The sequence below is a fragment of the Streptosporangium sp. NPDC002607 genome, assembly GCF_053592655.1.
On sequence record NZ_JBSFWD010000058.1, the window covers coordinates 35,109 to 48,594 of the forward strand.

13 protein-coding genes are annotated in these 13,486 nt (G+C 68.9%); 8 read left to right on the top strand and 5 right to left on the bottom strand.

The annotated features are described in order from the left end of the window. The first annotated feature begins 110 nt into the window (after positions 1-110). Together ACWD3H_RS40060 and ACWD3H_RS40065 are read left to right on the top strand one after the other, a co-directional pair. Entirely contained in the window at positions 111-416 is a 306-nt protein-coding gene (locus tag ACWD3H_RS40060; protein WP_451958736.1) for a hypothetical protein, read from the top strand. A 61-nt stretch (positions 417-477) separates the two neighbouring features. Then, positions 478-2,028 carry a hypothetical protein gene (locus ACWD3H_RS40065; protein WP_451958737.1) on the top strand — a complete coding sequence of 517 codons (1,551 nt, stop codon included), beginning with the start codon at positions 478-480 and terminating at the stop codon, positions 2,026-2,028. A 9-nt stretch (positions 2,029-2,037) separates the two neighbouring features. Here the strand turns inward: ACWD3H_RS40065 and ACWD3H_RS40070 are convergent, their stop codons facing one another. Beyond that, positions 2,038-4,323, bottom strand: coding sequence for a rhamnogalacturonan lyase family protein (locus tag ACWD3H_RS40070; protein ID WP_451958738.1), 2,286 nt, complete (start codon positions 4,321-4,323; stop codon positions 2,038-2,040). Between the two features lie 418 nt (positions 4,324-4,741). Here ACWD3H_RS40070 and ACWD3H_RS40075 point away from each other — a divergent pair, with 418 nt between their 5' ends. The 4 genes from ACWD3H_RS40075 to ACWD3H_RS40090 all read left to right on the top strand — a co-directional run bounded on the left by ACWD3H_RS40075 (position 4,742) and on the right by ACWD3H_RS40090 (position 8,195). Next, a complete protein-coding gene (locus tag ACWD3H_RS40075; protein WP_355558413.1) occupies positions 4,742-5,128 on the top strand; it encodes a VOC family protein in 387 nt (128 codons plus the stop codon). Between the two features lie 306 nt (positions 5,129-5,434). Then, positions 5,435-6,103: a HEAT repeat domain-containing protein gene (locus tag ACWD3H_RS40080; RefSeq protein WP_451958739.1), complete on the top strand. Its 669-nt coding sequence runs from the start codon at positions 5,435-5,437 to the stop codon at positions 6,101-6,103. Between the two features lie 6 nt (positions 6,104-6,109). Beyond that, positions 6,110-7,114, top strand: coding sequence for a HEAT repeat domain-containing protein (locus tag ACWD3H_RS40085; RefSeq protein ID WP_451958740.1), 1,005 nt, complete (start codon positions 6,110-6,112; stop codon positions 7,112-7,114). A gap of 343 nt (positions 7,115-7,457) precedes the next feature. Beyond that, entirely contained in the window at positions 7,458-8,195 is a 738-nt protein-coding gene (locus ACWD3H_RS40090) for a sulfite exporter TauE/SafE family protein (RefSeq protein ID WP_355558419.1), read from the top strand. Between the two features lie 237 nt (positions 8,196-8,432). On the opposite strand, the gene ACWD3H_RS40095 is transcribed toward ACWD3H_RS40090, so the two are convergent. The 3 genes from ACWD3H_RS40095 to ACWD3H_RS40105 form a co-directional block, all read right to left on the bottom strand. Then, positions 8,433-9,182, bottom strand: coding sequence for an SDR family oxidoreductase (locus tag ACWD3H_RS40095; protein WP_451958741.1), 750 nt, complete (start codon positions 9,180-9,182; stop codon positions 8,433-8,435). 16 nt (positions 9,183-9,198) lie between these two features. After that, on the bottom strand, positions 9,199-10,083 hold the full coding sequence (locus tag ACWD3H_RS40100) for an erythromycin esterase family protein (protein ID WP_355558424.1): 885 nt from the start codon (positions 10,081-10,083) through the stop codon (positions 9,199-9,201). Between the two features lie 424 nt (positions 10,084-10,507). Next, complete coding sequence (locus ACWD3H_RS40105; protein ID WP_355558427.1) at positions 10,508-11,032, bottom strand: nitroreductase/quinone reductase family protein; 525 nt, start codon at positions 11,030-11,032, stop codon at positions 10,508-10,510. 162 nt (positions 11,033-11,194) lie between these two features. On the opposite strand from ACWD3H_RS40105, the gene ACWD3H_RS40110 reads away from it, so the two are divergent. Further along, entirely contained in the window at positions 11,195-11,851 is a 657-nt protein-coding gene (locus tag ACWD3H_RS40110; RefSeq protein ID WP_355558429.1) for a TetR/AcrR family transcriptional regulator, read from the top strand. A 148-nt stretch (positions 11,852-11,999) separates the two neighbouring features. Here ACWD3H_RS40110 and tnpA read toward each other — a convergent pair whose 3' ends face one another. Next, entirely contained in the window at positions 12,000-12,479 is a 480-nt protein-coding gene (gene tnpA / locus ACWD3H_RS40115) for an IS200/IS605 family transposase (protein WP_451958742.1), read from the bottom strand. 24 nt (positions 12,480-12,503) lie between these two features. Between tnpA and ACWD3H_RS40120 the strand changes: the two genes are divergently transcribed. Further along, the coding region (locus ACWD3H_RS40120; protein ID WP_451958743.1) for an RNA-guided endonuclease TnpB family protein at positions 12,504-13,486 on the top strand (983 nt) is incomplete at its 3' end.

Here is a 13,486-nt window from a genome sequence, read left to right on the forward strand (position 1 = left end):
CAACCTGCCGCCGACCGGCCGAGGTCACTCGCGGTGACCTGTGCGGGCCGTCTCCTCGCGAGGGCCGGTCAGTCGAGGACGCGGGTGCGGTCGGTGTTCCAGGAGCCGGTGTGTTCGGCGCCCGGGAACTCCTCATAGCGCAGCGGCCGGCCGAACCGGAGCGCCGCACCGGCACCGTGCTGTCGTCGCCGCCGTGGAGGAGCGGTGTCGGCGGTCTGGCCGCCGGTGGATTGTCGATCGCCTTGAGCCGGTCGAAGTCCACACTCGCCCGCCAGTTGACGAACAGCTCCGCCACCGGCGCCTGGAGCACACCGTGCGGGCGCAGGGCCGTTGCCGGGCCGGGGTCCATGCTCCCCGGCGGCGCGGACGGTTTCCGCGATCTTGGGTCTTCCCAGCGCCGCATCGGGACGGTATGACGGGGAGGCGCCGTATGCCGGAGGTGGGACGGCCGGTGAACGTCACGACGGGGAGGCCGGCATGACCGTACAGGTGATCATCGAGGCGGTCGGCCGGGCGGAGCTTGCCGCCGAGCGGGTGCGCGAGGTGGCCGCGGCGCACCCCGACGTGCGCGAGCACCTGCGGGTCGCCGACGCCGCAGGGCTGATCGTGGGCCCGGCGGTGGCGCTCGGCCACGATCCAGATGAGAACGCCTCGTTTCGGGCAGCGGTGTTCGATCCGGTCTCCAACCGGGGGGTCGAGCTGCGCGGCACTCTGGACCGGCCCGAGGGGGCGCAGGTGCTGCCCAGCGCCTACCGGCCCAACCCGCGCCCCGAGGAGCTGCGGGCCGCGGCGGCGATCCTGCGGGCCGAGGAGCGCTTCCCCGCCGGAGACGACGTGCTGATCTACCAGCCCATGCCGCCCCTGGCCGATCTGGACAACCCCGACGGCACCACCACCCGCCGTCCCACCCTGGGCATCTACCACCCCTCGGGGGAGACCAGGCACCGCATCGTGGCCGTGGACATCGCCACCGGCGACGTCGACTGGTCCCCCGCCGGTGTCAGTGTCGCGATGCACCCCGGCGACTGTGAGTCGCACCTGCCGGTGGGGGTGGAGAGCCTGCGCGACCAGGGTGGCCCCGACCAGGTGCGGCTGCGCGTCGTCGACGGCGGCACCGAGCTGTGGAGCATGGTCGTGGTGCGGCCCCGGGCCTCCTCGCCGGCCAACCCCGGCGACGGCTCCGGGGTCGAGCTGAGGCAGGTGCGCTACCGGGGCAGGCTCGTGCTGCGCCAGGCGCACGTGCCGATCCTCAACGTCCAGTACGAGGAGGACGGCGTCACCTACCGCGACTGGCAGAACCAGGAGACCCGTTTCTCCGCCACCGGCACCGACCCGGTGGGCTGGGGGTGGCGGATCTGCTCGGAGCCTCCGCGCACCATCCTGGAGCGGGGCGACAACGACGCCGGCAACTTCCAGGGCGTGGCCTTCCACCACACGGGCGGTGAGCTGCGCATCGTCAGCGAGCTGGCGGCCGGCTGGTACCGCTACGCCTCGGAGTGGCGCCTGAGCGACGAGGGCACGATCAGGCCGCGCTTCGGCTTCGCCGGGGTGCGCAACCCGCGCACCTGCATGCGCCACCGCCACCACGTCTACTGGCGTTTCGACTTCGACGTGGAGGGCTCGGCCAACGACGTGATCGAGCAGTTCGACGACACCGGCTCGACCGTGCCCCAGCCGGTGACGATCGTGCGGGAGGTCGCCAGAAGAAGGCGTCCTCCCGCACTGTTCTGGCAGGTCACCGACAAGACCAGCGGCCGGGGGTGGCGGATACACCCCGGTGAGCACGACAACACCGCAGACCCCTACGGTGTCGCCGACCTGTGGTTCCTGCGCCACCACCCGGCCGAGCTCTACGACGGCAACCCCGGCTCCGACAACCGGGCGATGCTGAACCGCTTCGTCAACGGCGAGAGCGTCAGCGCCACCAACGTCGTCGTCTGGTACGCCGGGCACTTCCGGCACGACCAGAACGAACCCGACCTCCATCAGGGGCACGTCGTCGGCCCCGATCTGGTCCCGCTCCTTTGAGCCCTTCCCTCAGCGCACGTAGACGTTGGGCCTGGGCGGGGCCGACATGCCCGAGCCGATGAAGAAGCTCGGATGCGGCGGCTGGTTGTAGGCGGTGTTCTGCCAGGCGATCGCGGTCCGGTACTGGGTGTCGTGCATCAGGGTGTGGATCCGCCGGTCGGTGACGGCGGTGGTGGTGTAGATCCGCAGCGCGGTGTTGTCGGAGGTGGCCCAGATGACCTCCTCGCGCCAGTCGCCCAGCAGGTCACCCGAGAGTGCCGGGGTGGCCTTGGTGCCGTTGTTGGAGTGCACCCCGCCGGCGGTCAGCAGGCGGGTCTCACCGCTCGTGCCATACTTGTCGATCTTGGTGGCGTCCAGCAGCTCCCGTACCGGGTCGGCGTCCCACCAGGCCAGGAAGTTCGTCGAGGAGGGTTTGCGGCCCACGATCTGGCCGGAGGTGTTGAAGATGCCGTCCCCGCCGGAGGCCGACCACGACTCGGCTCCGGCGCTGCCGGACCAGATGTCGGCCGACACGCCCCGGCCGTTGTCGCCGGCCGAGCCGGTCTGCCACAGGATCTGCCCGGTGCGGGCGTCGGCCATCCACGAGCTGGGCTTGGAGGCATCCTCGTCGACCTTGAACACCTCCAGGCCGCTCCTTGCCGGGTTGAGATCGCCGACGTGCAACGCGTCCCCGTGGCCGAGGCCGGTGTTCCACAGGACCGTGCCGTTGTCGTTGAGGGTCATCGCCCCGTAGACGATCTCATCCTTGCCGTCGGCGTCGACGTCGGCGACCGAGAGCTGGTGGTTGCCCTGCCCGGTGTAGGCCGATCCCGCGCTGTTGGAGTCGAACTTCCAGCGCTGGGTCAGCGAGCCGTTACGGAAGTCCCAGGCCACCACGACGGTACGGGTGTAGTAGCCGCGGGCCATGATCAGGCTCGGCCGGGTGCCGTCCAGGTAGGCGGTCCCGGCCAGGAACCGGTCGACCCGGTTGCCGTAGGAGTCACCCCAGGCCGAGACCGTGCCGCGGGGCGGGTCGTAGTTGACCGTGGACAGCGCCGCGCCGTTCTGCCCGTTGAACATGGTCAGGTACTCGGGGCCGGACAGGATGTATCCGGAGGAGTTGCGGTAGTCGGCGGAGGAGCTGCCGATCACGGTGCCGGTGCCGTCCACCGTGCCGTCGGCGGTCTTCATCGCGACCTCGGCCCGGCCGTCACCGTCGTAGTCGTAGACCTGGAACTGCGTGTAGTGCGCGCCCGCGCGGATGTTGCGCCCGAGGTTGATGCGCCACATCCGTCCGCCTCCCAGCCGGTAGGCGTCGATGTAGACGTTGCCGGTGTAGCCGGACTGGGAGTTGTCCTTGGCGTTGGTGGGCTCCCACTTGAGGATCACCTCGTGGCGGCCGTCGCCGTCGAGGTCGCCCACGCTGGCGTCGTTGGCGGCGTAGGTGTAGGCGACGCCGTCGGGTGTGGTCCCGCCGGAGGGGGGCTGGATCGCCACGTCGAGGTAGTTGCCACCGGAAAAGCGCAGGGAGGATTCGGAGGCGGCCTGCTCGGTGCCGCCGGCCACCGCCCGCACGGTGTAGGAGGCGTCGGCCGCGGCGCCGGAGTCGAAGTAGTTGGTGGAGGCGGTGATGGGCGAGGCGTTCACCTTGGTCGAGCCCCGGTAGAGGTTGAAGGCCACGTCCGCCGGGTCGGTGCCCAGCAGGCGCCAGGCGACGAAGTTGCCGCTGCCGGAGCGGGCGCTGATCAGCCCGCGGTCGAGGTCCTCGACCTGCCGGGCGCCGGCGGACGGAGTGGGGGTCACCGTGGGGGTCACCGTGGGAGTGGGCGTGGGAGTGGGAGTGGGCGTGGGAGTCGGGGTGACCGTCGGGGTCGGGGTCGGGCCGGTCGAGCCGGTGCAGGCGACGCCGTTGAGCGTGAACACCGCCGGCGCCGGGTTGGCGGAGTTGTTCCAGGAGGCGTTGAAACCAAAGGAGACGGTGGCGCCGGTGGCGATCGCGGCGTTGTAGCCGGCGTCGGTGGCGCTCACCTGGGTGCCGTTCTGGGTGACGGTGGAGTTCCAGGCCTGGGTCACCTGCTGCCCGGCGGCGAAACTCCAGTTCAGGGTCCAGCCGTTGACCGGGTCACCGAGGTTGGTGAGCGCCACGTTGCCGGTGAAGCCTCCCGACCACTGGGTGGACACCGAGTAGTCGACGCGGCAGCCGGCCGCCGCGGCCTGGGCGACCAGGACCGGAGCCAGGCTCGTGGCGAGCGCGAGCGCGGCCGCCGAGCAGATCACGCGCAGGCGGCGCGGGGGCGGTGGTGATGATCGGGACATGCTCTCCCCTTGTGGTTGAGCGGATACGGGTTTGGAAAGCGCTTTCAGAACCTTCATCACATACCGAAAATCCCCTCCCGGAGCCATCGGGGATGCCGTGGCCTCGGTGCTCAAAGAGGTTCCGGCGCCCGCCGCATCCCTTTCCACCTGCGGCTACCAGGCGCCGGCGAGACGCGGTCCAGCGCCCCTGTGCCCGGTGGCGACTGAAACTTTCACCTGTGCCCGCCCGTGGAGCCCGATACGCCTGCGGGAATTCACCACGTGTGCTCATAGGCTCTGTGCGGGGCGAGCGCACGGGCCGTACGGCTGTGCTCGTAGCCATCCGAAACGCACACCACGCGCGGCCTACCTCGCTGTCGAACACTGCGATTAGCGTGTGGCCTTTGGCGGACCCGCTACTTGACCGGGAGGTCCTGACATGACCAGTAAGTTCACCGACCTTGCGATCGACTGTGCCGATCCCAACGGTCTCGCCCGGTTCTGGTGCTCGGTCCTTGGCTACGAGGTGCAAGAAGAAGACGATGGAATTGTCACAATTGGCTCCCCTATGGTGCCTGAAGGCAAGAACCACCTTGGCCCAGTGCCACCGACGTTGACATTCGCGCGCGTGCCCGAGGGCAAGACCGTCAAGAACAGGCTCCACCTCGACGTCAACCCAACCGACAGGGAGCAAGACGAAGAGGTCCGTCGCCTGCTCGACCTAGGTGCTCGACACGCCGACGTCGGCCAAGGCGATGAGAGCTGGGTCGTACTCGCCGACCCGGAGGGGAACGAGTTCTGCGTCCTTGCGGGCCGCCGCCCCTGATCGGAGGCCGCGCACCGCGCCATGCACTGTACGGTCAAAGCAAACGATCTTGTAGATGCGGTGATCGACTGTGCCGGGGGGCGGGGAGGACGCCGAAGGCTGAGTGCCTGTGTCACAACTCGTGATTCGTGACGTTGCGTGATGTCGGCGTACACGTGAACATGCCTCATAACGTCACGCATGTCTCGGCTGCCTTGACAAGCACCGAACTCGATGGACAGAGGGTGCCTGATGATCTCGCGGCGTGACCCCGCTTGACCTTGACACGGTGACAAGGTCTTCACTGTTGCCAAGGAGGTGGTCCCGATGACCATGCAGAAACAGGACACGGATACGATTCGAGCTTTCCAGGGGCTGGAGGACAGCCGCTCGCCAGTGCGGCTGCGGGCGGCGCTAGCGGTCGGCACGACCCCTGACCCGCGGTTCATCGACAAGCTCATCGAACGATGCGCGATCGAACCCGACTTCTACGTGCGCGACATGCTTACATGGGCACTCACCCGCCACTCAGCATCAATGACGGTCCCAGAGCTTCTCAGGGAACTCCGCTCGGAGCGTGCGCAGGCACGAAGTCAGGCGTTGCACACGCTGTCCAAGATCGGGGATCGGCAAGCGTGGCCGGCGATCACACGGGCGCTTCTGTCCGACGCCGACGATGAGGTGGCGCGGAGCGCTTGGCGGGCAGCGGTCGTGCTCGTGCCCGAAGGTGAAGAGCCCGAGTTGGCCGCAGTGTTGTCGGCACAGCTCGGGCGCGGCGAACGTGAGACGCAGCTGAGCCTCAGCCGGGCGCTGGTGGCGCTCGGTGAGGTGATTGTGCCCACGCTGAGCGTTGCGATGACGGATCTCGACCCGCGCGTGCGCGCGCACGCGATCGCCACGGAACGGCTGTTGGGCGACCCGGATGCCGGATTCGAGTTCGCGATCGAGGAGGCCAAGCGCGTGGTGGCCCTCGGCGGGACCAGCAAGGAGGGGTGATGGGCCGTGTTGATCGGTGATGTGGCACGACGGTCCGGGGTCAGCGCCCGCATGCTCAGGCATTACGACTCGCTCGGCCTGGTGCGGCCAACGGGTCGTAGCGGCGCAGGCTATCGGGAGTACTCCAGCGAGGACGTTCGGCGGATCTTTCATATCGAGAGCCTGCGGTCCTTGGGGTTGTCGCTTCGTGAAGTCGGGCGCGCGCTCGATGATCCCGGCTTCACGCCCTCGGAGCTCGTCGACGACCTCATCCGCCAGACGCGAGAACGCATTGCGGCTGAAACGGAGTTGCTCACGCGCCTGCGCCGGATCGACGCCGTAGAACCCGCCGGCTGGGAGGACGTCCTCCAGATCGTCGCACTCCTGCAGGCGCTGGGGTCAAAGAGCGCCGGGAAGCGCCAGCGCGCGGCCTTGTCCTCGGTCGACGAGGCGCCGATGCCCGTGGAAGCGCTGGTCGAGGCAGCGCTGAGCGAGACGGACCCGAACGTCGCCGGAGCCCTTCGATGGGCGTTGGCGCGGTCGGGCGATGACGGCTTGGCGCTGCTGGCGGAGGGCCTCGGCTCACCGGTGGCCGAGGTGCGGAAACGTGCCGTCCAGTCCATCGTCGAGATTCCGCACGGTGAGGCGACCGCACTGCTGCAGGACGCCCTCGCGAACCCCGACATCGTGGTCCGCAGGTATGCGGCTCTGGCGCTCGGGGCACGTGGAGTAGCCGACGCGGTCCCGACGCTCATCGATATGGTCGTCGAGGGGACGAATGACGTCGATGCAGCCGATGCACTGAGCGCGCTGGCGAGTCGTCCCGCGTTGGCGGATCAGATCGCCATCAGGCTCGTTGATCGCCTCGCCCACGGCACCGGTGAATCGTCTGCACGTCGACGGCTGACACAGGCGCTCGCGGATATCCCGGGAATCACAGCATCACGTGCCCTCGCAGATCTGTCACATGACGAAGACCGTGCCGTTGCGCTTACCGCGACCTACATTCTCGGGATACGCAACGCACGATAACGGGTCTCTCCTGGGGTGCTGTGTGCGTGGGGCCGGCGTGCACGGCCCGGAACGCCATCGGGCCCCCCTCTGAACGACAATCAGCTCAGAGCGTTGCGGCCACCACTGACAGTCGAGACCGCCAGATTCGGACGGACGGCCGGAAGTCGACAGCCACTTCCCCCCGGGTCGAGCGGAGGCCGCGGCCCACCCGGCGGACGCGACCGAAAGGCTTGCGTGACCAGTACCGGGCATCCAGACGGGGTGCCGGCCGAAGACTCCGTCGGCCTGCGCATCATGTACCGTCGCCTCTGACCTCTCACATCCGGTACGCCCCCTTCGTGCCCTGTTTCCGGCGAGGCCGATGCTCTCCCTTGACGCCGTCCAGTGGGTGGTGCTGCTGGCCGCCCTGTTCCTTGTGGGCTTCTCCAAGACCGGCGTCTCCGGAGCGGGGACGGTGGCGATCGCCCTGTTCGCGCTCGTGCTGCCGACCAGGCAGTCCACGGGCATGCTGCTGCCGCTACTGCTCGTCGGCGACGTGGTCGCGGTGTTCTCCTACCGCCGCCATGCCGACTGGCCCAGGCTGATCAGGCTCTTTCCGTGGGTCGCCCTGGGCGTGGTCGCCGGCGCGTTCGTGGTGCGCTGGGTCGACGACGCGCAGATGAGACGGCTGATCGGCGTGATCCTGGTGGTGATCGTCGTCGTGCACCTGTGGAACCGGCGCCGGGCGCAGGAGGACTCCCTCGCCCACCACCGCCCCGTGGCGGCCCTGGCGGGCGTCCTGGCCGGCTTCGCCACCATGACGGCCAACGCCGCGGGGCCCATCATGGCCGTCTATCTCCTGGCGGCGGGCCTGCCGATGCTGGGTTTCCTGGGGACCAGCGCGTGGTTCTTCCTGACGATCAACGCCTTCAAGGTGCCGTTCAGCGTCGCGCTCGGCCTGATCACCCCGGCCACCCTCCTGTTCGCCGCACTGGGCACCCCCGCGGTGCTGGCCGGGGCCGCGGCCGGGCGTGCCGTGATCGGCCGGATCGACCGGACACTCTTCGAACGCATCACGCTGGGGCTCACCCTGCTCGCCGCGGTGCGCCTGCTGCTCTGACGTCCCGGATGACGCTTGGATCAGTGCCCGGTGGGAGGCGGCCGGCGCCGATGGCCTGCTGCACTACACCCACCAGAGCGCCATCACCAAGCCGCAGCTGGGCGACCAGGCCGACCAGGCCTGGTGTTTGACCGTTTCGACCAATGCTGTCATCACGTGGACCACGGAGCACTACTCGCCGGCGGTACGAGGGCCGTCTGGGCGTTCACATGGGTGGGGCGGTCCCGTCGTGACCCGTCACAGCAGGGTTCCTCCTGAGGCGTCCAGCCAGTGCCCGGTCACCCAGCGGCTGTCGTCGGAGGCCAGGAAGGCCACTGCGTCGGCGACGTCCCCGGGGGTGCCCACGCGGCCCATGGGCGACAGCGACGACAGCCAGGCCAGCGCGTCCCCGACGAGCCTGCCCTGGTGCATGTCGGTGTCGATGACGCCGGGCGCCACGGTGTTGACGGTGATCGCGCGCGGTCCGAGTTGCTTGGCGAGCGTCGAGGTGAGCACATCGAGCGCGCCCTTGGACATGGCGTAGCCGATGGACTGGGGCATGGCCGAGCCGCGGGTCAGCATCGTGGAGATGTTGATGATCCGGCCGCCGTCGTGCAGCCGCGGCAGCGCGAGCTTGGTGACGAAGAACGGGGCGGTGGTGTTGACGGCGAAGATCCGCTCGAACTGCTGCCTGGTCACGTGCTCGATGCCGGGCTCGTCGTTGAGGATGCCCGCGTTGTTGACCAGGATGTCCAGTCCGTCGGCGCGCGCGTCGAAGGCGGCCCAGAGGTGTGCGGCGTCGCCGGGCGTGCCCAGTTCGGCCTGCAAGGTGAAGGCCTGCCCGCCTGCCGCCTCGATCGCGGTGACCGTTTCCTTGGCGGCTTGCCCGTTGCCGCCGTAGTGGACGGCGACGCGGGCGCCGTCGCGGGCCAGGCGCAGGGCGATGGCCCGGCCGATTCCCCTGCTCGCGCCGGTGACGAGGGCGGTCTTGCCGTGGAGAGTGTTCATGGCGCCTCCTGCTTTGTCAGATGGAGATGAGGTGAACGGGGGTCACCCGCCGGTGATGTGCGACGAGGTCGAACCAGCCGCCGAACGTTCCGCCGGACAGGTGTTCTGTGGGGTCTTGGGCGGGGCCGATCAGCCGGGTTCTGGCCGGGGCCTGCAGCCAGGCGCGTACCGGTTCAGGGCCGGGCGTGCGCAGGTCGAGCAGGAACGCGTCCAGGCCGGCGGCGCTCAACGGCGTCTCGGCGAAGTCCGCCGGCGGGCTGGGTACCGATTGGGGCAGCGCGCCGCAGGTGAAGGTCAGGCCGATGGACAGGTAGCCGGGCCCGAAGCGCGCACGCAGGTGGCCACCCAGATGGCCGGGAGAGTTGATCGTGTGGGCGATACCGCCCCAATAGACGATCTTGTGTCCTGAGCGTTCGTGCCACCAGATCACATCATCGGCCAGGCGCTCTTCCAGGTTCTCGCGGGTCGGCGGAGCCGGTCTGGCAGGCTCGGGCAGCCTGGCGAAACGGACGTGGTCGTGCGGGTGCCGCTCGTTGTGAGCGCGCATCCATGAGACGACACCGAGGATTTCTTCCGTCCGCCAGAACGGCCGCGCCCGTGCCAGCAGCGCCCGCGGATCGCCGCGTCCGGTCCGTACGTACGCATCCAGCCCGACACGTGCCGGGTCGTCACCTTCGAGAGCAAGGGAGCGGAATCCCTGTTCCTCGACCAGGGAACGCAGGATCCGGTGGGTGATGGCCGACAGTTCATGGGCCTGGCGTGTCGAAGCGCCCACAGCCACGATGGCGGCCCCGGCGGCCATGTCCCGCAGCGGCCCCAGGTCGTCGAGGGGGGCCTGGGGATCCAGCGTGGCCAGTGGGCGAGCGTTCCGCTTGATCCACTGAGCTACGGTCTCGTTCACTGCAAGCTGGAGGGGATCTTCGGGCACGACAGTTTCTCCGCTGGTCACAAGGGATATGCGGCGTCCTTCGGACGCCCCGGCAGAACCAGGCTCGTTGTTAAACCAAGGTTTAAGTCAAGCCAGGTTGGCCGTATGCCGGATTCCGACGCGATCGTCACGGAGCCGACCAGATGACGCGCACGGCCTGCGCGAGCGAGTGCTCTGGCGGATGACCTACGAAACCGCCGCGCGCGAAGGAGATCCTCACCCTGAACGTGGAAGACCTGGACAGCGAGTGCCGCGCACGCGGGGGAATCCTCGGTGCGCCTCAACCTCGGGTGCCACCGGGTCGGGGCGCCTCCTCCCCCTACGAGGCTCACGCACCACATGCCGGGTCGGTCCTGGGCTCCGGTGCGGCATGGGGGGCGCGCGGGATGGGGCAGGGCTATCGGCCAGAACCGGGCGGGGACGCCGACCGGTCGGGCGTGATGCGGAAGACCGGGTACTGCGCGGCGATCTGCTCGAACTCCTCCAGCGGTGCCTGCGGGTCCACCGGGATGTGGGTGCGGCCTCCCGGCGAGCGGGCCAGGTAGCGGCGCAGGATGGGTGCACGGGCTCCGGGATCGACTTCGTCCAGGCGCACCGCCTCGCTGCGGCCGTGCCGCAGCACCGCCCGCCCTTCGGCCGCGCGGACGTTGTGCACCCAGTTGGTGTTCTGGCCGAGCATCGCCACCAGGTAGCGCTCGCCCTGGTGGTCCGCGACGACCAGCGGGAAGGAGATGACGCGGCCGGTACGTCGGCCCGGCACCTGCAGGGTCACCATCCGGTCCGGCTGCAGCACCCCGGCCGCGAACACGGTGGCCCAGACCCGGTTGATCGCCCGCGCCAGGCGGTTGGGCCGACCGCCGCGATACAGCCAGTGGTCCAAGCGGTGCAGGCGCGTGGGTTCGGCCCTCTCGTCGTGTCTCATGTCTGGTGCCCCCTTGTGGATCTGGTCTTGCCGGGATGACCGCGATGCGTGCCTCCCAGCGGAAACGGTCGCCTAATCAGCTACCGACCTGCCCTGTACATCGTTCATGAACGTTGTACATGTACGTTGCTTAGGAGATCCTGTGCCGCGTATAGTTGTCAAGTGGCTCCCGAGAAACTGACCCGCCAGGCCGTCATTGAGCAGGCGTTGAAGCTCGCCGACACCGACGGGCTTCAGGCGGTAACCATCCGTCGGCTCGCCGCCGAGCTCGGCGTCACGCCGACGGCGCTGTACTGGCATGTCAAGAACAAGGACGAGCTGCTCTCCGCGCTCGCCGACCACCTGCTCGCGGCGCTCGTCGCCGATGTGGACCCGAACCGTCCCTGGAGCCAGCGCCTGCGCGCGATGATCACTGCGCTGGTGGAGCAGACTCGCGCGCACCCATACCTGTCCACCCTGCTGCCGATGATCGACAAGAGTGCGGCCGAGGAATACCGTCGGGCCACTGACACCGCGATCGGGCTGCTTACCGAGGCCGGGTTCACGCTCCAGGAAGCCGACCAGGTGGCCACCTACCTGCTCCTGGGGGCCGCGGCGATGGTGTCCTGCCAGCCCGGCGGCGTGGGAAGCAACGAGGAGGAGGCCACGGAGCTCAGGCGGCAACATCGCCTCGACCTGGAACGCCTGCCTCCCGGTCGTTACCCCCACCTGGCCGCCTTCGCCGCCACCCTCTCCACTCCCCCTGACCTTGACGCCTACTACTCCTTCGGCATCGACCTCCTACTGTCCGCGGTGAAGGCCACGGCCCCGAACGGATGAGGAGTTTCCGGCCTTCGCCCCCCTCCAGGCCGCCCGGTGACCGCACCCGCTCACGAGATCGGCCACATTGGCCTCGACCCGATACCCGGCCTGAGGGTCTGCCGCGAGTTCGGATCTTCAGCGTGATCTGGCGAGGAGCCCCGGGCGTTCATGCCCGGGAGGAATCGCTTCCCGGTCCTGGGGTTGTGAACGTCTGGTCGTTAGTCCGGGCGTTTCTGGTTTTGATGTACTCCTTGATGATGCTCAAGGGTGCGCCGCCACAGGAGGCGGCGAAGTGGGACGGCGACCGGAAACGGCCGTCCCACGGGTACTCGCGGATGTGAGCGGGGTAGTCCTTGCGCAGCAGGCGGGCCGAGACGGCCTTGAGGGAATTGACCAGGGTCGAGGGGGCGACCTTGGGCGGGTGGCAGACGAGTAGGTGGACCTGGTCGTGCTCGCCGTTGAACTCGACGAGCCGGGCGCCGAGGCTGTCGCACACCTCGATCATGATGTCTTCGCAGCGGCGCAGTAGTTCGTCGGTGAAGACCCCGCGCCGGTACCTGGGGGTGAGGACCAAATGCGCGTGCAGCGGGTGGACAACGGTTCGGCCCCGGCGGATGTCAAAGTCGGGTTCCCACCGCGGTGACATGGACCAAACGATATTTTGGGCGATGTGAAGCTGGTGGTGCAGGTGAGACTCCTGCCGACGCCTGAGCAGGCGGCGGCGCTGGAGGCGACCCTGCGCGCGGTCAACGACGCGGCCACCTGGGTGGCGGCGCTCGCCCACGACCAGCGGGTATTTCGCAATTACCACCTGCGTAAGCACGTCTACGGGCAGATCAAGGACAGATACGGGCTGGCGGCTCAGGCCGCGCAGCATGTCATCAAGAAGGTCACCGACGCCTACGCCACGCTGCACGCCAATGTCCGCAACGGCCAGGTGGGCAGGCCCGGCTCCGCGCGGCGCGAGCGTGCCTTGGCCACGCCGATCGTCTTTCGCCCCGGCGCGGCCCAGCCGTTCGACGACCGCTGTCTGTCCTGGCAGGTGGACGCGCGCACAGTGAGCATCTGGACCACGCGCGGGCGGATGAGGAGCGTGGCGTTCAGCGCCTCGGCCGATCAGCTCACGACGTTGGCCGCCTACCGCAAGGGCGAATCGGACCTTCTGTACCGCGATGGCATGTGGTTCCTCATCGCCACCTGCGACGTTCCCGACCGGCCGGTCGCCGCCCCGGACGGATTCCTGGGGGTGGACCTGGGGATCGTCAACCTCGCGACCACCAGTGGCGGGGTTCGCCACAGCGGCAAGGGCCTGAACGCGGTCCGTCACCGCCACCGCGAGTTGCGCCGCCGCCTGCAGGCCAAGCAGACCAAGTCCGCGAAACGGCTGCTGAGGCGGCGCCGCCGGGCCGAGGCCCGGTTCGCCGCGAACACCGACCACACCATCGCCAAGCAGATCGTGACCGAGGCTGCACGCACCGGGCAAGGCATCGCCCTGGAAGATCTCCGGGGTATCCGTGACCGGGTACGGCTCCGCAAGCCCCAGCGGGTCACGCTGCACTCATGGAGCTTCCACCAGCTCGGCCGGTTCATCGCCTACAAGGCGGCCCGTGCCGGTGTCGCTCTGGTACACGTGGACCCGGCCTACACCTCGCA